The organism is Rhodoferax sp. LB1P47 (assembly GCF_056521445.1).
Genome location: NZ_JBWMAU010000015.1, coordinates 1 through 22,445, shown reverse-complemented (window position 1 = coordinate 22,445; position 22,445 = coordinate 1). Strand labels below are relative to the sequence as shown.

Annotated in this window: 22 protein-coding genes; 9 read left to right on the top strand and 13 right to left on the bottom strand. The window is 59.4% G+C overall.

From position 1 onward, the window contains the following. Positions 1-16 precede the first annotated feature (16 nt). The 13 genes from AC0969_RS15740 to AC0969_RS15680 all read right to left on the bottom strand — a co-directional run bounded on the left by AC0969_RS15740 (position 17) and on the right by AC0969_RS15680 (position 11,610). On the bottom strand, positions 17-982 hold the full coding sequence (locus AC0969_RS15740; RefSeq protein ID WP_479625096.1) for a TraB/GumN family protein: 966 nt from the start codon (positions 980-982) through the stop codon (positions 17-19). A gap of 251 nt (positions 983-1,233) precedes the next feature. Next, positions 1,234-1,548 carry a hypothetical protein gene (locus AC0969_RS15735; protein ID WP_479625095.1) on the bottom strand — a complete coding sequence of 105 codons (315 nt, stop codon included), beginning with the start codon at positions 1,546-1,548 and terminating at the stop codon, positions 1,234-1,236. A gap of 223 nt (positions 1,549-1,771) precedes the next feature. Further along, positions 1,772-1,960, bottom strand: a complete 189-nt coding sequence (locus AC0969_RS15730; protein ID WP_479625094.1) for a hypothetical protein — start codon at positions 1,958-1,960, stop codon at positions 1,772-1,774. Between the two features lie 193 nt (positions 1,961-2,153). Next, entirely contained in the window at positions 2,154-2,906 is a 753-nt protein-coding gene (locus tag AC0969_RS15725; protein ID WP_479625093.1) for an AAA family ATPase, read from the bottom strand. A gap of 53 nt (positions 2,907-2,959) precedes the next feature. Further along, positions 2,960-3,172 (bottom strand): hypothetical protein, encoded by a 213-nt coding sequence (locus AC0969_RS15720; protein WP_479625092.1) that lies wholly within the window; start codon positions 3,170-3,172, stop codon positions 2,960-2,962. Between the two features lie 26 nt (positions 3,173-3,198). Beyond that, positions 3,199-3,681 carry a hypothetical protein gene (locus AC0969_RS15715; protein ID WP_479625091.1) on the bottom strand — a complete coding sequence of 161 codons (483 nt, stop codon included), beginning with the start codon at positions 3,679-3,681 and terminating at the stop codon, positions 3,199-3,201. 144 nt (positions 3,682-3,825) lie between these two features. Then, on the bottom strand, positions 3,826-4,257 hold the full coding sequence (locus AC0969_RS15710) for a DUF6817 domain-containing protein (protein WP_479625160.1): 432 nt from the start codon (positions 4,255-4,257) through the stop codon (positions 3,826-3,828). Between the two features lie 87 nt (positions 4,258-4,344). Continuing rightward, entirely contained in the window at positions 4,345-4,941 is a 597-nt protein-coding gene (locus tag AC0969_RS15705) for a 2OG-Fe(II) oxygenase (protein WP_479625090.1), read from the bottom strand. A gap of 112 nt (positions 4,942-5,053) precedes the next feature. Then, positions 5,054-5,785 carry a helix-turn-helix transcriptional regulator gene (locus AC0969_RS15700; protein ID WP_479625089.1) on the bottom strand — a complete coding sequence of 244 codons (732 nt, stop codon included), beginning with the start codon at positions 5,783-5,785 and terminating at the stop codon, positions 5,054-5,056. 152 nt (positions 5,786-5,937) lie between these two features. After that, the gene (locus tag AC0969_RS15695) at positions 5,938-7,182 is read right to left on the bottom strand and encodes a TIGR03862 family flavoprotein (RefSeq protein WP_479625159.1); all 1,245 of its coding nucleotides are present in this window, start codon (positions 7,180-7,182) and stop codon (positions 5,938-5,940) included. A gap of 255 nt (positions 7,183-7,437) precedes the next feature. Further along, positions 7,438-8,889 carry a Fic family protein gene (locus AC0969_RS15690; RefSeq protein WP_479625088.1) on the bottom strand — a complete coding sequence of 484 codons (1,452 nt, stop codon included), beginning with the start codon at positions 8,887-8,889 and terminating at the stop codon, positions 7,438-7,440. Between the two features lie 127 nt (positions 8,890-9,016). Further along, a complete protein-coding gene (locus AC0969_RS15685) occupies positions 9,017-9,664 on the bottom strand; it encodes a response regulator (protein ID WP_479625087.1) in 648 nt (215 codons plus the stop codon). Next, positions 9,661-11,610 carry a sensor histidine kinase gene (locus AC0969_RS15680; protein WP_479625086.1) on the bottom strand — a complete coding sequence of 650 codons (1,950 nt, stop codon included), beginning with the start codon at positions 11,608-11,610 and terminating at the stop codon, positions 9,661-9,663. Before AC0969_RS15680 ends, AC0969_RS15685 begins: the two co-directional genes overlap by 4 nt. 136 nt (positions 11,611-11,746) lie before the next feature. Between AC0969_RS15680 and AC0969_RS15675 the strand changes: the two genes are divergently transcribed. The 9 genes from AC0969_RS15675 (at position 11,747) to AC0969_RS15635 (ending at position 22,274) form a co-directional block, all read left to right on the top strand. Continuing rightward, positions 11,747-13,126, top strand: a complete 1,380-nt coding sequence (locus AC0969_RS15675) for a GH1 family beta-glucosidase (RefSeq protein ID WP_479625085.1) — start codon at positions 11,747-11,749, stop codon at positions 13,124-13,126. A 96-nt stretch (positions 13,127-13,222) separates the two neighbouring features. Further along, positions 13,223-14,464, top strand: coding sequence for an ABC transporter substrate-binding protein (locus tag AC0969_RS15670; protein ID WP_479625084.1), 1,242 nt, complete (start codon positions 13,223-13,225; stop codon positions 14,462-14,464). 251 nt (positions 14,465-14,715) lie between these two features. Next, entirely contained in the window at positions 14,716-15,555 is an 840-nt protein-coding gene (locus AC0969_RS15665; protein ID WP_479625158.1) for a carbohydrate ABC transporter permease, read from the top strand. A 3-nt stretch (positions 15,556-15,558) separates the two neighbouring features. Continuing rightward, positions 15,559-16,473, top strand: a complete 915-nt coding sequence (locus tag AC0969_RS15660) for a carbohydrate ABC transporter permease (RefSeq protein ID WP_479625083.1) — start codon at positions 15,559-15,561, stop codon at positions 16,471-16,473. A 10-nt stretch (positions 16,474-16,483) separates the two neighbouring features. Beyond that, positions 16,484-17,575 (top strand): ABC transporter ATP-binding protein, encoded by a 1,092-nt coding sequence (locus AC0969_RS15655; protein ID WP_479625082.1) that lies wholly within the window; start codon positions 16,484-16,486, stop codon positions 17,573-17,575. Between the two features lie 117 nt (positions 17,576-17,692). Continuing rightward, complete coding sequence (locus AC0969_RS15650) at positions 17,693-18,886, top strand: MFS transporter (protein WP_479625081.1); 1,194 nt, start codon at positions 17,693-17,695, stop codon at positions 18,884-18,886. Positions 18,887-18,935: 49 nt separating this feature from the next. Then, complete coding sequence (locus AC0969_RS15645) at positions 18,936-19,541, top strand: hypothetical protein (RefSeq protein WP_479625080.1); 606 nt, start codon at positions 18,936-18,938, stop codon at positions 19,539-19,541. A gap of 467 nt (positions 19,542-20,008) precedes the next feature. Next, a complete protein-coding gene (locus AC0969_RS15640) occupies positions 20,009-20,503 on the top strand; it encodes a chemotaxis protein CheW (RefSeq protein ID WP_479625079.1) in 495 nt (164 codons plus the stop codon). Between the two features lie 43 nt (positions 20,504-20,546). Further along, positions 20,547-22,274, top strand: coding sequence for a methyl-accepting chemotaxis protein (locus AC0969_RS15635; RefSeq protein WP_479625078.1), 1,728 nt, complete (start codon positions 20,547-20,549; stop codon positions 22,272-22,274). Positions 22,275-22,445: the final 171 nt, after the last annotated feature.

The following is a 22,445-nucleotide window of genomic DNA, read 5'->3' as shown; positions in this document are numbered from 1 at the left end:
ATTTCCATAAATCAAATCATTGAAAATGAAATATTCTTTCAATTTTATAATCACCATTTTTTCTTAGTTTATTTATAAGCCCATCATCACCAGCCAGATGTGCAATTCCAACATAAATAGCGACCGCTTCCCCACGCTCATTTAGAAGATTTAATATTTTAGGCATCCACGCCAAATTTCTCGGAATCAAATTACATTGAAGTGTAATATCACTACCCGGGTAATCCCTCAACCAAACGTTAAAAATATCATCCAAAGAGCTATCACGCTCAAAAAATTTATCCTGAAACGATGTTCTTCTACTGGACTCCCAAAAATTATTAAAATTAAAAAAAGATAATCCAGAAATTAAATATTTTTTAGAAAAAATTTTTGTATTACATTTTTCATTCCAAACATCATCCACGGCCCAATCCTCTTCCAAAAAATTAATTTTTTCATCATTATTTTTAAATATCCTTAAAGACAATCCCGGAACAATTGAGAGCTTCTTACTTAAAGGCGATCGACCTCCTATATACGCAAAATAAGAAAGGCCTGATAATTTCAAATAAGCCATTCCAGCACTTTGCAAATTTAATTCTTTTAATTCCTTATTTTTTAACAGAATTTTTTCTTCAGTCGAATACCTGGTTTTATCCAATAAACCAGATATAACCCGATCAATCTCAATCCACAACTCCGAACCCACAACATCAGACAATTTCCCCCCATGGAAATAGGGACTTGGAACAACAGCTTTCGCTTCAGTAAATATTTTTGAGGAATTTTTATAAACATCAAAACCCAAATCAAAATCCAAATCACCTTCATTTACATCATTAAAAACATGCATTTCACCCACCAAATATACGACCCGCCCGACTCCAGTTATTTTCCAAACCCATGCCGCAGGTTTTTTTTCAACAAAATAATCAGAATTATTTGAATATGAAAATCCAGTAAAACAAACCAAAAATATATAAAAAATTATTTTAACCATAGCTTAATTAACAATTTACACCGAGAGTTTCGAATACATCTCGGTGCAGGTTTCGACATAACTTACGTCACGTTCAATACCCTGACTGACAAATAGTCAGCAGTTACCAAACTATGCATGGCCTTCAGTTGCGATATTGCACATACCCGTAGCAAGAGCGCCTGCAAGACCAGTAGCAAGGGCTCCCACTCCAGTAGTAGCAACTGCGGCTCCTGTAACAACACCCACTAAAGTACACCCCAAGCTGGCTTCTATTTCAGCCCTTTGTGCAGCGTCCGTCTCAGCCCTTTGTGCAGCGTCCGCAGCCACTCCAGCCGCAACGCCAGCATCCGCTGCTGCCTGCGCCGCAGCCGATTCCGCCGCAGAAACACCGGTATCGGCATCTGTTGTATCCGACGCATCAGATTCACCAGAATCACTGGACTCCCCCATCCCCCCAGAGTCACCGGAATCCCCTGCGTCACCCGAATCCCCAGAATCCCCACCGCTGTCCCCACCACTATCACCGCCCCCATCACCTCCATCGCCGCCACCGTCATCACCCCCTGACACCAGCGCCAGCTCATGCGGCTCTAGTTCGCGGTAGCCCCAGTAATCGGTTGCCGTCGTAGCTGCCACCGATGCCGCTTGTAAAATCTTTTCCATGCGTTTCTCCAACTAAAACACTGCCCCTACGGCAGCTGTACGCGGGGCCAAGACCCATTCTTGGCCCCGCAGCCACGTAACGGGTTGCCGCCCGGTACATGGCTTCTCCAAGCGGTTGAAAGCCTCTTTCAACCGCTCTTTTTTTCATACCGCAAACCCGTCCGCATCCAGCATGCCAATTGCCTGCACCAGCACCGCGTGCGACACCGGTTTGCTCAACACCAGCTCGCCCAGCCACGCGTCTTGCCGGGCGGTGAAGACTTCTTGACGGAAGAGTTTGGAGGCGATGGGGGGGGTGGGTTTTCGGACATGGGTTTGACTGGAATGGCTCAACATTCTTTGTGGCGGTTGCCTAGCTTTTCTTTAACCCATTGAGCACAGATTTGGCCGTAGGGGCTTGCCCCGAACGACACCGCAACAGCAGTAGGCAGGTCGTTCCACTGGGGCATGGATTGCCCGGTGGCGATGAAATGGCAAAGCATTAAAGTAAATTCACAAACAACTACCAAACTAATAAATTTAAAAATCATATTATTGAATTTTCAACAAAATTCATCGCATCATTCATAAATTTTCTCGCCAGAATAAAGTTAATTGTTTCTTTATAATCAATCAAATCAATAACTTCACCATCAACCGAGTACACATCGGCATCAGGCAACGCGATTAAGAATGGCGAATGCGTTGCAATAATAAACTGAGCACCACTTCTTGATAGCTGCAAAATTCTTCGCATTAATGCGAATTGACTCATTAGCGACAAACCACTTTCAGGCTCATCTAGAATATAAATTCCTTTTGAATTAAATCTATTCAATACCAAGGATAGCAACGATTCCCCACGTGATTGCTGATGAAGAGACTTTCCGCCATAGCTATCTCGTATAAATGGAGAGCCAGCAGGCTGCTCATCAAGCGAATCCATTTCAGATGCAAAATTATAAAAACTTTCAGACCTGAAGAAGAATCCTTCTCCGGACCATCCAACCCCCTTTCCCAATCGTAAAACCTCATTTAATCGCGAATGCGTTATTTTTGTTTTAAATTTAAAACTTCTACCCCCTCCTTCAGCATTAAACCCCAAAGAAATAGCAATCGCCTCAAGAAAAGTTGACTTTCCTCTTCCATTTTCACCAGTAAAAAAAATTATATTTTTATTAAAATTAAGTTTTTCAAAATTAATTAACCAACCAATCTCAAGAACATAACTCTCAAGCAAAACATCTTCTTTCTTAACAAACTCAATGCTCTGCAAATAATTTCGTCTTATTTTAACCATGTGATCCTTGAAATAAAATCGACCCTCAGGCTTTGAGAGTCGATTTTTAGCAACTACTCAATATTACTTGGCTTCAAATCGGGATACTCACTCCACACAGGAAGCATTACCTCACGCAATTGAACAACGACCCCTCCGATTTTATATTTAACATCAGCAGCCTGCGCCTCATCCATTTGAGTTGATATTTCGTTAAATACTATTGTTGTCGCATTCAACACACACTCCGCAAAATTAGTCATCGATATAGCAGAATTTTTATTCATTTAACAGCCCCTTAAATTATTAATATCTAATATCCGTACGATGAGATACAGGAGTTAACACAATTAAAGAAAGAGAATCCATAATCTTGCGTCGGTAAAGAAGTTGTAGAGCAAGTTGCCCTACACATGGCTGCAACTTCACTTTTTGACAAAGATGCAACAGACTCATTTTCCGCCATTGCTGCCGCATCCGCAGCCTTCCCAGCCGCCACCCCAGCATCCGCTGCTGCCTGCGCCGCAGCCGATTCCGCCGCAGAAACACCGGTATCGGCATCTGTCGTATCCGACGCATCAGATTCACCCGCATCACTTGACTCCCCCATACCACCCGAATCCCCAGAATCCCCACCGCTGTCCCCACCACTATCACCGCCCCCATCGCCTCCATCGCCGCCACCGTCATCACCCCCTGACACCAGCGCCAGCTCATGCGGCTCTAGTTCGCGGTAGCCCCAGTAATCGGTTGCCGTCGTAGCTGCCACCGATGCCGCTTGTAAAATCTTTTCCATGCGTTGCTCCAACTAAAACACTGCCCCTACGGCAGCTGTACGCGGGGCCAAGACCCATTCTTGGCTCCGCAGCCACGTACCGGGTTGCCGCCCGGTACGTGGCTTCTCCAAGCGGTTGAAAGCCTCTTTCAACCGCTCTTTTTTTCATACCGCAAACCCGTCCGCATCCAGCATGCCAATTGCCTGCGCGTGGCGGCTGAGGTGGGGAAATTTGTAGAGCGTGCGCTGCTCGACCAGGTTGGCGCATTCCAGCGCCAGCAGCGCACTTTGCAGCGCGGTGGGATGGTCCAAGCTTTGCAGAGGTGCCTGGCCGTCAATGTGCGGCCACACAAACTGGCCACTGCGCAACGAGGTTTCAAACAGCGTGGGGCGTGGCAGGTGGGCGAATAGCCAGACCAGGGTTTCAGCGGGCTCGCCAATCAGGCGGATGACGCAGGCACGCTCGGTTTTGGCCACGCTGGCCGTGGCAAACACCTGCGTGCCGTAGACCGAATGGAACAGCCCCGCCAGTTGCAGTGGGCGGGCGGCGCCCCAGCGCACCAGTATGTGGTGTACGCCGGTTAAATGCGCCCACAGGGTGTGGCCGCTGTGGGCGGTGTGCCGGGTTCGCGCTGCTGTAAAAAAGCGGTGTGCGCGGGGTCTATGGCACTGCGGGCAAGTGTGTCAAGCATGGGGTTCTGCGTCCATTTCGGCACCGGGAGCGCGGGTTTTGAACATCAGCGTGACGCGCAGCGCCGGGCACAGGCGGGTCACGGCACGGGCGCTGTGGACGATGGTGCCGTCAAACACCACGGCCCGGCCGGGGCGGGGCAACACGGCGTGGGCGATGTCGCCCAGATCATTGATGAAGACGGTTTCCCCGGCCCATTCGGGCTTCCACTGGGGGTTGATGTAGAAGATGGTGGTGATGTTGCCGGGCTTGCGGCTGTCGGTGTGGGGGTAGCCTTCGATGCCGAAGGTGTGGGCATTGGCATAGCAACGCACCAGGGCATGGCCGGGCAGCAGGCGGGTTTGCAGCTGGGTCCATAGTGCGGCGATGGGGGCTAGCGCGGGGTTGGCCAGCAGCTGGCTGGCCAGGTCGGTTTGGTTGTTGCTGCCCGCGCCCAGAAAGTCGTGGTTCCAGTGGCTGAACGGAACTTCGGCGTTCTTTTTGTTGCTTTGCCAGCCAAAGGTCCAGGTGACCTGGCTTTGGAAATAGGCCTGCAGGGCGGCCAAGGCATCTTGGGTTAAAAAGTTGTCGTGTTGCGCAAATCGCTCCATGCATCTCGCTCCATTGGGGGTATTGCGCAGATGGTAGAAGCGGGGTGCTCGAAAAAATATAGCCCGATTGGGCTAATTGACAACCGGGCGAAGTTGGGTTGGCAGCGCATAGTTACAGCCCACCAAAGCCACTGACCAGCTCGGTACGGCTGCTGACGTCAAACTTGCGCAGCATGGCGCTGATCTGGTTTTTGACGGTGTGGTCGCTTTTGCCTAGTTGCTTGGCGATTTCTTTGGTGGTCTTGCCTTGCTTTAGCAGGGCCAGAATGGCTTCTTCGACTCTGGTCAATCCAGGGCCTTTATGGGTTTGGCTGGCCGCATACCAGCTGCTCAGTGCCGTATGCAAGGGCCGCATGACGGCACGCCGCCAGCCAAGGGCCTGGGATTCCAGCCCCGGATCGACGTTGTAAAAGGTAGCGGCGGTCAACACCGTGTCGTCGCCTTCGCCTGCCGCATAACCAAAGACCAGTGAATTGCGCCAACCGGCCTGCACATAGTGGGCATACCAGTCTGGGTGGGTGCGCCCCCAAGCAGCATCCCGGATGGGGTCGAAAAAATGCGGTTGGTCGGGGGCCTGGAGCAAGCGCACCAACATGGGGGTGCTTAGATTGTTACCGGGGCGCTCCAGGGGTTCCAGATAAGCGTCGGGCACATCGACGCTGCACCGCTGTAGCGCCGTAAAGCCACCCGAATGCCGCACCAACTGCCCGCACAACAAGGCTTGGTGCGGCAGCACGCCGCGCAACACGCCACGGGCCCAGTCTTGGAAAATCTCCATACTCTGCACCCGGCGGGCACTGGCGGCTAGGGCATCCGCAGTCAATTCAAAACGGTCTCGGGGCATGCAGTGGCTTCCTTGGCGCTATTTCAGTGCGCGGATTGTGGAATAGCCGCCTAGAAAATACATCCACCATATTGAGAACGAATCGCAACCATAGTACACAAAAACGCCAGTAGCTATATTTTCAATAGCTACCAGCGCAAGCAGAATATGCGCTAGCGGCCTAAAAAGCTTAAAGCCCCCTGCCCCGCCCTAGCCCCGCTGGCCATACAGGCGGTGAGCAGGTAGCCACCGGTGGGGGCCTCCCAGTCCAGCATCTCACCGGCGGCAAACACGCCGGGCAGCGGCTGCAACATCAGGTCGTCGGTCAATGCCTCGAAGGCAATGCCTCCGGCGCTGCTGATGGCTTCATCGATGGGACGGGTGGCAACCAGACGGATCGGCAGCGCCTTGATGGCGATGGCCAGCGCGGCGGGGTTCTGGAACGCGGCTTTGTCGAGCAGTTCGTGCAGGATGCCGGCTTTGATGCCTTCCAGTCCGAGGCGGCTTTTCAGGTGGCTGGACAGCGAGCGGGTGCCGCGCGGATGGGCCACGTCGGCCAGCACCCGCTCGGGGGTTTTGTCGGGCAGCAGGTCCAGCAGCACGGTGGCGTGGCCGTGCAGGGCGATCTCGTCGCGCACCAGATTCGATACCGCGTAGACCAGGCTGCCTTCGATGCCGCTGGTGGTGGCCACAAATTCGCCCTGGCGGCGGAAGCTGTCGCCCTGGCTATTGGTGAACGACAGCGCCACGGTTTTGAACGGCTGGCCGGCAAAGCGGCTGCTGAAATGTTCGGTCCAGGCCGCCACATCGAAGCCGCAGTTGGCGGGCTGCAAGGGCACCACCGGCACCTGGGCCGCTTGCAGCAAAGGCATCCACGCGCCATCCGACCCGAGCCGCGCCCAGCTACCGCCGCCCAGCGCCAGCACCACCACGTCGGCGGTTATCTGCACAGGGCCCTTGGGCGTGTCAAAAGTCCAGGTATTGCCCTCCAGCCCGACCCAGCGGTGGCGCATGTGGAACTGCACCCCGGCCACCCGCAGGCGGTGCAGCCAGGCGCGTAACAACGGGGCAGATTTCATGTCAGTCGGAAACACCCGGCCTGAACTGCCTACAAAAGTGTCCACGCCCAGCTCCTTGGCCCAGTCGCGCAGTTGCGCCGCGCCCAGGTCTTGCAGCCAAGGGCTGACCTGTTCCTGGCGGGTGCCGTAGCGTGTGGCGAAGAGTTCGGGCGGCTCGGAGTGGGTGAGGTTGAGCCCACCCTTGCCCGCGAGCAGGAATTTGCGGCCCACCGAAGGCATGGCATCGCATAGCTGCACCGACACCCCCGCCTTGGCCAGCACTTCCGCCGCCATCAAGCCCGCAGGCCCCCCGCCAATGACCAGCGCGGTGCTGCCTTGGGGTTTTTGTTCTTTTTGCATGGTTTCTTTCAAAATTACAGGTTTTGCCACAACTCAGCTCCCAATGTTCAGCCAGAACGGATGCAAGCCAGAGATGCCGTAGAACCGGCTTTGCCGGGCCACTGGCATCGCCCCCAGCAAGGGGGTTGGCGAAAAGCGCTTGCGCTGTAGCCTGGGGGTGTGAGTAGTTACCGGGTTTTATGTGAGGGGGCGAGGATACAAGGCCCGTGCGGTGTTGCGCCAAAGCCCTGCAAATGCTTTTTTTGACATGGACATCTACATTCCACTTTGCTGCATCTTCCAGCGCTGAAACTCCGATGCCCGCACGCCGTAACGCGCCAGCACACCCTCGTGTACGCGGCTCAGTTCGGCAATCACCACGGCCGATAGGGCGGCTTGGTCGGCGGGCGGGGCCTGGGTGTGGACGGCGTGGGCGATCAGGTCCAGCGCGTCCTGCTCGGGCGACAGCAGGATCTGGCGCACGCAGTTTTTGATCACGTCGCGGTAGGCCAGGCGCACCGGATCGGGCTGGGCCAGGTCGCGTTTCAGGGATACATATTCTTGGGTGGAGCGCTGGTAGGCCCACACAAACACGTCGCGCAGCAGCTCTACGCGGGTCATCTCGTACACCCCCAGAATCCCCAGGCTGTAGGCGGATCTGGGCACTTCCAGAAAGGTCAGCGGGCACAGGTTGGCGCGCAGCAGCGGCAAATTGGCCGCCAGCCGCGAGGTGCGCTTGTTGATGTCGGCAAACGGCTGCAAATACGGCAGATGCACCATCGCAAAAAACGCCTGCTCGAACGGGTCGTGGATCTGCACCAGCTTGCCCAGCACGGCATCAAACAGCTCGCCTAGCAGCGCCGGGTGGTCCAGCGGGCGGTATACGCTTTGGCCGATCTCCACCGCGTGGTCGCGCAGGCGGCCCTCGTGGCTGGGGTCGGGCAGCAGGTTTTCGGCCAGTGCGCTGTGCAGGTTGAACAGGGTGTAGCGGTCGAAATTGGCGCTATCAATGTTGTCTAGCAGCAGCTCGATGGCGGCCTTGTGGTTCAGGATCATCTGGGTTTCCAGCCCCGCCTTGCCGTCGGCCGCCTGCCCCTGCTCCAGCAGCGCCCGGGTGTCCAGCCGCGTGTAGGTGTTGCCCTCCAGGTGGCTAGAGGCCCACGACAGGTCGATCAGCAGCCGGTTCAGCACCGCCCGCCCGTAAGTGCCCGCAGGCTCGGTGCCGCGCCCAGTCGCCCCCATATTGCGCAGTTGCCGCCGCAGCGGCTCGGACAGATAGGCCGTGTGGTTGGGCTGGTAGCTGTCCAGAAAATCGCGCTGGTAGCCCACCGGCTTGCGCGCCAACACGCTTTGCTGCACGTAGGCCAGCACCTCACGGCTGTCGGCCGACAAAGGGATGCTGGCGGGGAAATCATCCCGCCCACCGGCCTCACGCGCCACCAGTGGCGGCATAGGCAAGAAATCGCGCCAACCGGATTTTGGCGCGATATCTGGCGCTATTACTGGCGCGACTTCTGGCGCGATTTTTGGCGCCAACTTGGCCACCACATACCGCCGCGCCCGCGCCGCCCCCACCGGCGTGAGCACGCCCTGCGCCACCTGCAATTGCAGCCAACGCTGGGCAGATCGCCGGGCGACATCGGGGAATGCGGCTAATAACTCGCCCAGCGACAGACCTTGGGGGGCCGATGCGATGCGGGGCAGGAAACGAGAGTCGGGGGTGGTCATGGCGCGATTATGGCGCGATTACAGGAATTGCGCCAGCCCTGTAAAGAGGCGCAAAACGCTTTGCTACAAAATAAGTAGCTACTCCCGCACACCCCACCTGCGCTATCGACCACTTTCATTCAAACCCTCACTCCCCATCGAGCAACCCCTCCTTCACCGCCAGCCGGACCAGCCCGGTGATGTCGCTCACCCCCAGCTTGGCCATCACCCGCGAGCGGTAGGTTTCGACGGTTTTGGCGGACAAGTTCAGGGTGTGGGCGATGCTGCTGCTGGGCTGGCCGCGCACCACCAGGTTCAGCACCTGCCGCTCGCGCTGCGACAGGGTGTGCAGCGGCTCGGGCGGCGCGCTGGGGTCGGCGGGCAATAGCGCCTCTTGTGCTATGCGTTCGATGGCGGCGCTCCAGTAGTGTTGGCCGCAGCAGGCATGGCGCAGGGCGGTGATCACCTCGGCCCCCGACGCACCCTTGAGCACGTAGCCCATCGCGCCCATGCGCACGGCATCCATCACCTGGCGGGGCTGGGCCATCATGCTGAGCACGACGACGCGGCTGGGGATTTTGCGGCGTTGCAGCTCGGCCAGCAGTTCGTGGCCCGAGCGCTCGCCCAGCGACAAATCCAGCAGCACGCAGTCGGGCGGAGCCCGCACGATGTCGTGCAGGGCGGTGGGCAGGTCGCCGCTTTCACCCACCACGTTAAAGCCCGACGGCTCCAGCAACGCGCGCAGGCCCTCGCGCAGGATGGCGTGGTCATCGACCAAATACACAGAATCTGTCATGGGGAATAGCTCAGTTCGATGATGGTGCCGCGTTCGTTGTCGGCACTGCGGGCACTCAGGTGGGCACCGATGGCTTGGGAGCGTTCGCGCATGCCCACCAGGCCCAGGTGGCCGGGTTTCAGGGCCTGACCGATGGGGCCCAGGCCGATACCGTCGTCTTGCACCAGCAGGCGCAGGCCCAGCGTACCCAGGGGTTCAATACCCACGGTGAGGTGCTGGCAGCGGGCATGGCACAGGGCGTTGGCAATGGCTTCGCGGGCGACCATGAAGACGGCGTATTCGACCTCAGGGTTCCAGCGGCGGTCGGCCATCAAAGGGGGGATGTGCAGGCGCAGGGCCACCGCGCCGTGGTTGGCGGCTTCGGCCTGGATTTCGTTGTCCAGCGCCACGCCCAGGCCCTGCTCTTGCAGCAGCGGCGGGCGCAGCTCGACCAGCACCTGGCGCACCTCGCGCATGCCCCGGTCGATCATGCCGGACACCCGCGTCCAGCTTTGGTCGATGGCGGGGGTGGCGCTGGGGGGCAGCTGGGCGCGCAGGGCATCGACCGAGATGCGCAGGGTGGTGAGCGTCTGGCCAAGCTGGTCGTGCAGCAACTGGGCCAGGCGCTGGTTGGTTTGCTGTTCGGCCTCCATCAGCTGGCGCGACAGGGCCGAGAGCTGTTCACGGTAATGCAGCAGAGCCTGCTCGGATTCGACCCGCTCGGTCACGTCGCGGGCAGTCAGGGTGACGAGGATGTCGCCGTTGACGCGGGTTTCGCTGGCCGAGGCTTCCAGGTGCAGCGTGGCCCCGTCGGGGTGACGGGCCGACAGGGTGCGCACCACGCCGATCAGGCTGGGCAAATCCACATCCGGCAATACGTCGGCCAGCGGCAGGCCCAACAATTGCGCAGCGCTGCGGCCAAAAATACGCTGGGCGGCGGGGTTGCTAAAGACCACGCAGGCCTGCGCGTCCAGACCCAGAATCGCGTCGCTGGTGGTGGAGACGATGGCCGACAGCAGGGCTTCGCTGTCGCGGATTTTTTGCTCGGCCAGGCGGCGGTCGCTCAGGTCGCGGGCCACCAGTACCACCGCCACCACGGCATTGACTTCATCGGTGAGCGGGTACAGCAACAGGTTGCCCCAGAAACGTCCCTCGGGCTGGCGCGGCAGCCAGCCTTCAAATTCCATGCGCGCGCCGCCTGCAGCCCCGTCAAGCAAGGCTGGCCAATGCGCGGGCAGGTCCAGCACCTGCGCCAGGTCCTGACCCAGCACCTCTAGCGCGGGCAGGCCAAACAGGGTCTGCACGTTGCGGTTCCAGCTTTGCACCCGGCCCACCGGCGAGAGTTGCAGCATGGCGATGTCTACCGCCGCATCCACCAGCAAATCGACCTGCTGCTTGGCGGCGCGCACAGCCGTGTGGGCGCGCAGCTCTTCGCTGATGTCGGTGTGCGTGCCCAGGTAGCCGATGAAAGTGTCGCCCTCAAACAGCGGCGTGGTGTACCACTGCACCCAAGCCACATGGCCGTCGCGGCGCAGTTGCACGCCGCGCCCGTGCAGCGAAATGCGCTCGGTGCGCATGCGGCGCAAGGTGTGGTGCAGGTTGGCCACCTGGTCGGGCAGTATCCACAGGCCGATGGGGGAGCGGCCCACGGCCTCGTCGGCGCCAAAACCGGTCATCAGCTCGCTGGCACGGTTCTGGTAGACCACGTTGAAGTCGGCGTCGTACAACACCAGGCCCACCGGCATCTCGCGCAGCAGTTGCCACACGCGGTGGCTGTTGGACACCAGCACCGATTCGGCCTGGGCCTCGCCGCGCTGGTCCAGCAGGTCGGCCTCGCTGAGCCAGCGCCACACCGCGCCCTGGCCAAAGCGGGGGTCGGTTTGCTGCTTTTGGTCGCTGTAGCCGGGCACGCCGGGCAGGCCATCAGCCCCCAGGCGGTCGGTCAAAAGAGGGGGGGTGTCATGCATGGTGCGCAAGTGTGCCGCATAGCGAGGCACTCAGGGATAGCCATAGGTCGGGTGTCAAACTTTCCCTACATACCGCAGCGTGCATCGTCCCTAACATCGCCACATTCACCCACCCTGCTGCATTTTTTGGAACACCATGCCTGCTGTCCCCGCCCTCAATATCCCCGCCACCTCGGCCATTGCCCAGCCTGAATTTTTGATGGGCGTAGCCACCGCCTCGTACCAAATCGAAGGCGCGGCCGACGAAGATGGCCGCTTGCAATCCATCTGGGACACCTACTGCGACGAGCCCGGCCGCGTGCTGCACGGCGACACCGGCGATGTGGCCTGCGACCACTACCACCGCTGGGAGGCCGATGTGGACATGATTGCCGGACTGGGCGTGGATGCCTACCGCCTGTCCATCGCCTGGCCGCGCGTGATGGACGAGAAAGGTGCGCCCAACGCCAAAGGCATTAACTTTTACACAAAGCTTCTGGACGCCCTCATCGCCCGTGGCGTGCAAACCTACGTCACCCTGTACCACTGGGACCTGCCCCAACACCTGCAAGACCGGGGCGGCTGGGCCAGCCGCGAAACCGCTTACGCCTTTGCCGAATACGCCGACCTGATGAGCCGCGAACTGGCGGGCAAGGTAACGGCCTGGGCCACGCTGAATGAGCCCTGGTGCTCGGCCTACCTGGGCTACGGCATTGGCCGCCACGCCCCTGGCATCACCGACCTGCGCCAGACCACGCAAGCCCTGCACCACCTGCTGCTGGGCCACGGCCTGGCGCTGGCCAAGATCCAGGCCAACGACCCGGCGGCCATGCGCGGCATCGTCTGCAACACCGGGGTGTTTGGCCCGCACACCGACAGCGCTGCCGATAAGGATGCGTCGTACCTGGCCTATGTGCAGCAAAACCACTGGGTGTTCGACCCGCTGCTGCTGGGAACCTACCCGCAAGACCTGTTCCGCCTGTGGCCCGGCTGCGAGCCGCTGGTGCTGGCGGGCGATATGGACATCATCTCCACCAAGATGGATTTCCTGGGCATCAACTACTACTTCCGCACTGAGGTCGAATCGGACGGCAAGGGCGGCTACCAGGAAGCCCCCCACTCCGCACAGTCCAACCAGGTGGAACGCACCCAAATGGGCTGGGAGGTGTATCCCCAGGGCCTGACCGATCTGCTGGTGGACTTCAACGCCCGCTACCAAGACATGCCCCCGGTCTACATCACTGAAAACGGCATGGCCAGCGATGACAGCGTGGCTGCCGACGGCGTGGTGGACACCCAGCGCATTAGCTTCCTAGAGCGGCATTTGATGGCCGTGGACACCGCCATCAAGGCCGGGGTGGATGTGCGCGGCTACTTCATCTGGTCGCTGATGGACAACTTTGAATGGGCCTACGGCTACGAGCGCCGCTTTGGCATCACCCATGTGGACTACACCACCCAGGTGCGCACACCCAAGCACAGCTCGCTGGCCGTGCAAGCGTTTCTACAGCTGCGTAAAGAGCGGGCCCAGCGTTAATAGGTTTTTCGTGGCGGGGCCTGCGTGCTAACGTGGGTTCCGCCCTTTTTCCCCCCTGGGCAGTACGCCCTTTTTTGAATAAAAACTGGAGACAACATGCAAGCACAAGTTCGTACCACCGTGGCCCTGGCCATTGCATCGCTAGCCATATTGGCTACCACCGGCGCACAGGCGCAGACCAAGGCCGAAGTCATGCACTGGTGGACCTCGGGGGGCGAGTCGGCAGCCGTGCAAGAGCTGGCCGCCGCGTTCAACAAATCGGGTGGCCAGTGGGTCGATACCGCAGTGGCCGGTGGCGAAGCAGCCCGTGCAGCGGCGATCAACCGCATCGTCGGCGGCAACCCGCCCACTGCCGCCATGTTCAACACCTCGCAGCAGTACCTGGACATCATCAAAGAAGGCATGCTCAACGACATTGATGCCGTAGCCGCCAAAGAAAAGTGGGACACCATGCTGCCCGCGCCGGTGATCAACAGCATCAAGGTCAACGGCCACTACTACGCCGCCCCGGTCAACATCCATATGCCCAGCTGGTTCTGGTACTCCAAGCCCGCATTTGCCAAGGCCGGCATCACCAGCGAACCCAAGACTGCCGACGAGCTGTTTGCCGCGCTGGACAAGCTCAAGGCCGCTGGCTTGGTGCCTCTGGCACTGGGTGGCCAGGGCTGGCAGGAATACATCACCTTCTACAGCTGGGTGGCGCAAGTCGGCGGCACCGACCTGTATATGAAGTTCTTCAAAGACCACGATGCCGCCGTCGTCAACACCCCCGCCTTCCGCAAGGTGTTGACCGACTACAAACGCCTGAAGAGCTACACCGATGCAGGCTCCCCTGGCCGCAACTGGAACGACGCCACCTCGATGCTGATCACCGGCAAGGCTGGCGTGCAGATCATGGGTGACTGGGCCAAGGGCGAGTTCGCCAACGCCAAGCAAGTGGCGGGCAAAGACTTTGGCTGCTTCCCCGGCTTTGGCCCCAAGTCGCCGTACATCATTGCCGGTGACGTGTTTGTGTTCCCCCGCACCAAGGATGCCGGAGCCATCAAGGCCCAGCAGATGCTGGCCACCTCGATGACATCGGCCGCTACCCAGGTCGCGTTCAACAACAAAAAGGGCTCCATCCCGATCCGTACCGATGTCGATGCCTCACAAATGGACCTGTGCGCCCAAACCGGCCTGGCCATCATGAAAGACAAGACCCGCCAGATCGCCGTGCCCGACATGCTGCTGGCCCCCGATGTGGGCGGCGCGGTGCAAGACATCATCTCCAAATACTGGAACAACAACCAGTCGGTGGACGATGTAGTCAAGGCCCTGCAAAGCGCTATAAAAGGCTAACCCCCAGGCTGCAGTGCTGCGCATCTTTCGCCAACCCCCTTGAAGGGGGCGATACCTGCAGCCCGGCAAAGCCGGTTCTGCGGTATCTCTGGTGGGGGGTGCGTTCTGCCTGTTCGGTTCGTTCCTAAATTCATAGCTGCTTACGCACTACCAATAAGCGCTAGAGGTCTATTTTGCTTACAAAAACTATAAAACCGCCGCCCCGGCGCGGCAAGCGCCAGAACTGGGCGGTCAACTTCGCCCTGCTGCCGATGGCGGTGACCGTGCTGCTGTGCTATTTGGGCACGGTGCTGTGGTCGATTGCCGTCTCGTTTACCAACTCCAAAACCTTCCCCAACACCAACTTCGTGGGTTGGACGCAGTACGAAAAACTGTTCAACACCGACCGTTGGTGGCTGTCGCTGCACAACATGGCGCTGTTTGGCGTGATCTTTGTAATCGCCTGCCTGCTGCTGGGCTTCTTTTTGGCCGTGTTTATCGACCAGAAGGTGCGCGGCGAAGGCATTTTTCGCACCATCTTTTTGTACCCTTACGCCATGAGCTTTGTGGCCACCGGCCTGGTCTGGCAGTGGATGCTGAACCCCGGCCTGGGCCTGCAAGAGGCGGTGCGCCAACTTGGCTTTCCCAACTTTGAATTCGACTGGATCATCAGCCAGGACAAGGTGATGTACGCCATCGCCCTGGCCGCTGTGTGGCAGTCGGCCGGGCTGGTGATGGCCCTGCTGCTGGCCGGCCTGCGCGGCGTGGACGAAGAAATCTGGAAGGCCGCGCGCATCGACGGCATCCCGGTGTGGCGCGTCTACATGAGCATCGTGGTGCCGATGATTGCACCCAGCATTGCCACCGCCACGGTGCTGCTGTCGCTGGGCGTGATCAAGGTGTTTGACGTGGTGGTCTCCATGACCGGCGGCGGCCCCGGCATTGCCAGCGAAGTACCCGCCAAATTCATCATGGACTACCTGTTCAACCGCGCCAACATCGGCCTGGCCTCGGCCGCCTCGGTAGTGCTGCTGCTGACCGTGCTGGCCCTGTTACTGCCCTGGCTGTATGCCAAAAACCGCATGGACCGTGCGCAAAACAAGGGCCACTGAACCATGACCACTGCAACTTTCCCTAGCAATGTGCCCCCAAAAGCACGCAACCAGCGCCCTAAAAAATCCTGGTTCACCCCGGCCCGCATCGGCATCTACGCCTTTTTGCTGATGAGCGCGGTGTTCTTCCTGCTGCCGCTGTATGTGATGGTGGTGACATCGCTGAAACCGATGGACGAAATCCGCCTGGGCCAGATCTTTGCCCTGCCCAGCAAGCCCACGCTGGAAGCCTGGGGCATTGCCTGGTCTAGCGCCTGCACCGGGCTGGAGTGCACCGGCATCCAGGTGGGTTTTTGGAACTCGCTGAAGATCGTGGTACCCAGCACGGCGCTGTCGATCTTTGTGGGCGCGCTCAACGGCTACGCGCTGGCCTACTGGCGCAGGCCCTGGGCGGGCTGGTTCTTTGCCATTTTGTTGCTGGGCGCGTTCATCCCGTACCAGGTGCACATGTACCCGCTGGTGCGTGGCTTGTCGATGATGGGCCTGTTCAGCACCCTGCCCGCCATCGTGTTGGTGCACACCATCTTCGGCATGCCGGTAATGACGCTGCTGTTTCGCAACTACTACGCAAGCCTGCCCGAAGAGCTGGTGAAGGCGGCGCGCATTGATGGCGGCGGTTTCTGGCGCATCTTCTTCCAGCTGATGATCCCCATGTCTACACCCATCATCATCGTGGCCGTGATCATGCAGGTCACCGGCATCTGGAACGACTTTTTGCTGGGCCTGGTGTTTGCCGGGCGCGAGAACCTGCCCATGACGGTGCAGTTGAACAACATCATCAACACCACCACCGGCGAGCGTTTGTACAACGTCAACATGGCGGCCACCATCCTCACCTCCTCGGTGCCGCTGTTCATTTATTTAATTTCTGGTCGCTGGTTCGTGCGTGGTATCGCCGCCGGTGCTGTGAAGGGTTGAAAGAAAAATTATGGCAAGCGTTTCGATCCAACAACTCCACATCCGTCTGGGCGGCGTGGACATTTTGCAAAACATGAACCTGGAGGTCGTCGATGGCGAATTCCTGGTGCTGCTGGGCCCCTCGGGCTGCGGCAAATCCACCCTGCTGCACACCATAGCCGGGCTGATCGACGTGCATGACGGCGCGATCGAAATTGGCGGCACCGACGTGACCTGGGCCGACCCCAAGGACCGGTCGATTGGCATGGTGTTCCAAAGCTACGCGCTCTACCCCACCATGACGGTGGAGCGCAATATGTCTTTCGGCCCCAGCATCACCGGCATTGCCAAAGACGAAATCACCCGCCGAGTAGACCGCGCGGCCAGCATGCTGCACCTGGGCCCGCTGCTGCAACGCAAGCCCTCGCAGCTGTCGGGCGGGCAGCGCCAGCGGGTAGCGATTGGCCGGGCGCTGGTGCGCGATGCCGGGGTGTATCTGTTTGACGAACCGCTGTCGAATCTGGATGCCAAGCTGCGCAACGAACTGCGCCGCGAACTCAAGCAGCTGCACGTAGACATCGGCAAAACCATGGTCTACGTGACCCACGACCAGACCGAAGCCATGACCCTGGCCAGCCGCATTGCGGTGATGCTGGACGGCAAGATCCAGCAGATCGGTACCCCCGCCGAGGTGTATGACCGGCCCAACAACCGCTTCGTGGCGGGCTTTTTAGGCTCGCCCACCATGAACTTCTTTGAAGGCGTGATCGCCGCCGACAACGGCCTGCTGGTGTGGCGCGGCCCCGGCCTGAGCGTGGATGTCAGCGCCTACCCCTTCGCCGCGTCGCCGCACATGGGCCAAAAAACGGTGTTGGGCATCCGCCCCGAGCACATCACCCTGGTGCCGCAAGACCCGCCCGCTGACCGGTCCGTGGTAGGCCACGCCACCGTGACCCTGGCCGAGCCGATGGGCGCAATGGTGGTGCTGTGGCTAGACCTGGCCGGCACCCAGATGTCGGCCATCGCCGAGAGCCACACCCCGCACCAGCGCGGCCACACCCTGGGCGTGCAGTGCGATACACGGCGGATTTCGCTGTTTGGCGAGGACGGGCAGCGGCTGTAACCACCAAGCCCCCACCCCGACCCTCCCCCGGAGGGGGAGGGAGGAAGACAGGGCCCGTTTCTACTCCCTCCCCCTCCGGGGGAGGGTTGGGGTGGGGGCTGACTCCACAATCCACACATGCACCCCAACGCCCGCCGCTTCCTGGTCTTGATGCTGCTACAAGCCTTTGCAGTCGGCCTGTCCAGCATCTTCGTCAACCTCTACATCTGGAACATTGACCGCGCCCTCAGCACCCAGGCCTACTACAGCCTGAGCCAGTCGGCGGCGATTTTGCTGAGTTTTCCGCTGTGCAGCCTGCATGCGCGGCGCACCTCGCCGATGGCCAGCTCGCGGGTCGGGCTGGTGATCTTCATGCTGACCTACGCGCTGATTCTGTGGCTGCAAGAAGACTGTGCCCAGCATGTGCTGCTGATTGGTGGCATGCAGGGGCTGGCGATCAGCTTCTTCGTGATCGGCCAGCACATGCAGTTTTTAGAGAATGCCCAAGACGCGCAGCGCGACCGCTTTTTATACGCCGCCAACTACATGACCAGCGGCGCCGCCATCGTGGCCCCGCTGCTGGCGGGCTGGCTGATCCGGCACATCACCGGGCCGCCCGGCTACAGCGCGGTGTTCGGCCTGTCGCTGCTGACCTTTGCGCTGGCCGCCTGGTGGTCTACCCGCATCACCGGCCAGCCGCTGGGCCGCCAGTCCAACCTGCTGGGTGCGTGGCGCAACAAGCAGCGTACCTGGCGCGGCATGTTCTGGGTCAGCACCGCTATGGCCACGGTGCAGGGAACCTACACCAGCTTTTTGGTCACCCTGATGGCCTACGCCATCTTGCAAGACGAGTTTGCCTTTGGGGCCTACAGCGCGATGGTGGCGCTGGTGGGCCTGGTGTCCAGCATCGCCCTGGCCGTGTGGTCGCAGGCCCGGCACCGGCTGCGCACCTACACCCTGGGTGCGCTGCTGCTGTGCGCCGCCAGCATCGGGCTGGCGCTGTGGCCTAGCGCCCCCATGCTGGTGGTCTACGGCGTGGCCAGCGCCATCGGCATGAACACCATCACCACCTGCGAAATGGCCTGGAGCTACGCGGCCATCGAGTCCGCCCCCGACTACGCCCAACACAAGCTGGACTACATCGTGGTGCGCGAAATCCCGCTGGGGCTGGGCCGCATGGTCGGCGTGGGCCTGTTTTTTCTGCTGAACGCCCAATTTGCCAACCAGGTGCTGACCCTGGGCTTTGTGCTGTTTGGCGCGGTGTACCTGGCGCTGGTGCCCGCGCTGCGGCAGATTTGGCAAACGACCCCGCCCCTGCCGCACACACCATAGCGGGGTGACTACACTCCAGTCCTCTTCAACCGCCCTCACACCCCCTGTAATGGACTTCCTCATCCTGGCGATCCTGGCCGCCATTGGCAGCTACGCCCTCACCTCGCGCGACCAGCGCCAGCGCATCAAAACCCTTGGCAGCCACCTGGGCCAGTACCAGATTGAAAAGCTGATGGAAACCATCACCCAGGGCTACCTGCGGGCGCTGGGTGAAAAAGACCTGGCCCGGCAAGAGCAAATATGGAGCCTGCTGAACACCAGCGAAGCCCAGTTGGCCGACCAGTTCAAGCGCTTTGCAAGCACATTTGCCAAAGCCGGTGCAGAGCAAACCCGGGTCAGCCAAATCGCCATCGCCCTGCCTTTTGCAGACACGCTATTCCCCAGCGCCACCTTTGACCTGCGCAAAGCCTTCGCCATCCACGCCCAGGGCATTGCCCGTGCCACCGATATGGCCAGCAGCACCCCGGCCAAAGACAAGGCCTTTACCCTATCGGCCGAGCTGTTCTTGATGCAGCACACCTGCCACTGGTTCTGCAAATCCAAAACCGTGGCCACGGCCCGCATGCTGGCCCGCCACCAAACCACCTACGCCCAACTGCTGGCAGCGGTATCGCCCGAAACGCGCAAGGCGTATTGCAGTTTGGTGGAAGCTTGATTGCTACGTAAAATATAGCTACTTGCGCAGGTGAAATATGCGCTAGAGGCCTAAAAGGCTTAAATTTCATTTATCGGGGTAGACCGGCTCCCGGCCTGCGCCTTCAGCGCGCAGCGCGCGCGGGTTTTAACGTATCGGGTGTGAAGCGTGGTTCACCTGTGCGGCACTCCACACACACAAACGGCCTGCTACTTTTTCTAGCTGCCACCGGGGCCTCGGCAATGCCCGGCGGGGCAATCGCGCATCTGCTCGCCCAGCATAGCCCCCAGCGCAAGAGGTATGCCCGCCCCACAAGCACAAGGCACGCAAATGGGGCATCGGGCCCTGCCATCAATAAATCATTTAAATCAAATAATTGTTTTTAAGTGCTATTTTCACAAAAAAATCACATGTTGAAAAAATCATATGTATCACATGAATCATATAGTGGGTAGAATTTAGACCAACGCAACCACATAGCCACGAAGATGATGCAACACCCCATTACGACAAACGCAGCTACCGCCAAGAGTGTTGCGGGCGAATACCTCTCCTTTCGCCTGGATACGGTGGAATACGGCATCGACATCCTGAAAGTGCAGGAAATCCGCTCCTATGCCAAGCCCACGCACATCGCCAATGCGCCTCGCGAATTGCTCGGCGTGATCAACCTGCGTGGCGTCATCGTGCCGATCATTGACTTGCGGCTCAAGCTGCACTGCCCCACCGTGGTCTACACGGCATCCACCGTGGTAATTGTTTTGAACCTGCGCCACAAAGTCATAGGTGTGGTGGTGGACTCGGTCTCGGATGTGGTGCAGTTGGAGCCCGGCAGCATCAAGCCGCCTCCCGACCTCCATACCGGCAACGATGCCAGCTTCATCACCGGCCTGGCCAATCTGGGAGATCGCATGTTGATCCTGGTGGATACCGAATCCATCCTGGGCACCCCCGAACTCAGCCAGAGCCCCACCTTTCACTAGTAGTCCGTCATTTCCGAGAATTTCACTTTAAAGAGGCATTCAAATGAACTTTAAGAACTTCACCGTCAAAGGCCAGCTGAGCTTCGCCTTCGGTCTCATGGCTGCACTGGTATTGGCCGTATCCCTCGCAGCCATGCACTCATTGAGCGATACCAATGACCATTTCACAGAGTACAGCCGTGTCAATGTGGCGCAGGCCCAACTGGTTACGGATGTGCGAGCTGCGGTCAACCGCCGGGCCCTCTCGGCACGCAACCTGCTGCTGGTGACCACCCCTGAGGATCTCGCCACAGAGAAGCAAATAGTGACCCAGGCCCACCAAAAAACCCAGGATTCCCTGCTCAAGCTGAACACTGCCATCAAGCAAACCCCCCAGATAAGCGCCGAAGAACGCCGCCTGATAGATGAGATCAACCGGGTGGAAGGCCTGTACGGTCCTATCGCGCTGGACATCGTGAAGCTGGCCGTGGACGGTAAAAAGGACGAAGCCATTGCCAAGATGAACAAGGAATGTCGCCCCCTGCTGGCCACCTTGCTCACAGCCGCCAACAGCTACCAAGCGTTCAGCACCAAGAGCGGTGCCGACAGTGTCGCCAAGGCAGAAAGCGACTACAACAAGGCAAAGTTGCAGCTCATTGCCGCCAGCTTGGTGGCGATAGCTGCAGCCGCTGCCTTGGGCTTTCTGATTACCCGCAATCTGGTAGGAGCCCTGGGCGGCGAACCCAGCACCGCCGCCGACCTGGCCCGAGCTGTTGCCCAAGGTGACCTGACCATGCCCATCACCGTCAAACCTGGCGACAGCACCAGCCTGATGGCCCAGCTCAAAGCCATGCAGGACAGCCTGGTCGGCGTGGTATCCAATGTGCGCCAAAGCGCCGATGGCGTGGCCACCGCCAGCGCCGAAATCGCCCAGGGTAATAGCGACCTGTCTGGCCGCACCGAGCAACAAGCCAGCGCCCTGGAAGAAACCGCCGCATCCATGGAAGAGCTCTCCAGCACGGTCAAGCAAAACGCCGACAGCGCCCGCCAGGCCAACCAGCTGGCGGTGAATGCATCTGCTGTGGCAATGCAAGGCGGTGAGGTGGTGAGCCAGGTGGTGGACACCATGAAAGGTATCAACGACAGCTCGAAAAAGATATCCGACATCATCAGCGTGATCGACGGCATCGCCTTCCAGACCAACATCCTGGCGCTCAATGCCGCCGTAGAAGCCGCCCGTGCAGGTGAACAAGGTCGCGGCTTTGCCGTGGTGGCCAGCGAAGTGCGCAACCTGGCCCAGCGCAGTGCGGCCGCAGCCAAAGAGATCAAGACCCTCATCGACAACAGCGTTAGCCAGGTAGACCAAGGCACCACACTGGTCGCCAAAGCCGGCAACACCATGACCGAAGTGGTGACCGCCATCCGCCGGGTGACCGACATCATTGGCGAAGTCAGCGCCGCCAGCAGCGAGCAAAGCCAGGGCGTAGCCCAAGTGGGCGAGGCCATTACCCAGATGGACCAGGTAACACAGCAAAATGCCGCCCTGGTGGAGGAAAGCGCGGCAGCCGCCAATAGCCTGCAAAGCCAAGCCGAGCAATTGCTGCAATCGGTGGCGGTGTTCCAGCTGGGGGGTGTTACCAACAACCACACCGCTTCGGCCGCACGGCCCCGGGTGCAACCCAGCCCAGTGCGCCCAGCCTTCAAGCCCAACAAACTGGCAGCTCCCAAGCCCGTAGTAAAAAAAGTAGCCCTGGCCACCACCGCCAATTCCGACGACTGGGCCAGCTTCTAAAAGCACCTCCGTTCGCGGGCCCTGGGCCCGCTACAGGCAGGGTGAATCACTATCTATTTGAGCCACTTGCACAATTCTGCGGATGACCAAGCGGCCAATGTGCCAGCGACAAAAATCAAGACGAAGCGAAGGGATTTAGCGGGTTGCGTGGTTGAGGTGCATCGAAAGCCA